Source organism: Clostridioides sp. ES-S-0049-02 (genome assembly GCF_020658465.1).
GTDB lineage: Bacteria > Bacillota > Clostridia > Peptostreptococcales > Peptostreptococcaceae > Clostridioides.
Map to the genome: position 1 here is coordinate 1 of NZ_JACVWG010000073.1, position 330 is coordinate 330.

Genomic DNA, 330 nt, shown 5'->3' on the forward strand with positions numbered 1-330 from the left:
GGATTTTAAGTCCTGTGCGTCTGCCAGTTCCGCCACTTCGGCTTTTTTGGCTCCAAGGGTGGGGCTCGAACCCACAGCCTACCGGTTAACAGCCGGTTGCTCCACCGTTGAGCTACCTTGGAATATTTTGGAGGCGACACCCAGATTCGAACTGGGGATCAAGGAGTTGCAGTCCACTGCCTTACCACTTGGCTATGTCGCCGCCTTTTTGGTGATCTATCCGCGACTCGAACGCGGGACACCCTGATTAAAAGTCAGGTGCTCTACCGACTGAGCTAATAGACCATATTAGTTGGGGTGGATAATGAGAGTCGAACTCACGACCTCCAG

At 53.3% G+C, this 330-nt stretch carries 3 tRNA genes; all 3 read right to left on the reverse strand.

Going from position 1 to position 330, the window contains the following annotated elements:
* Positions 1 to 47: 47 nt before the first annotated feature.
* The 3 genes from IC213_RS20710 to IC213_RS20720 all read right to left on the reverse strand — a co-directional run bounded on the left by IC213_RS20710 (position 48) and on the right by IC213_RS20720 (position 285).
* Positions 48 to 122 (reverse strand) — tRNA-Asn (locus IC213_RS20710).
* A 6-nt stretch (positions 123 to 128) separates the two neighbouring features.
* Positions 129 to 202 (reverse strand) — tRNA-Cys (locus IC213_RS20715).
* A gap of 7 nt (positions 203 to 209) precedes the next feature.
* Positions 210 to 285 (reverse strand) — tRNA-Lys (locus IC213_RS20720).
* Positions 286 to 330: the final 45 nt, after the last annotated feature.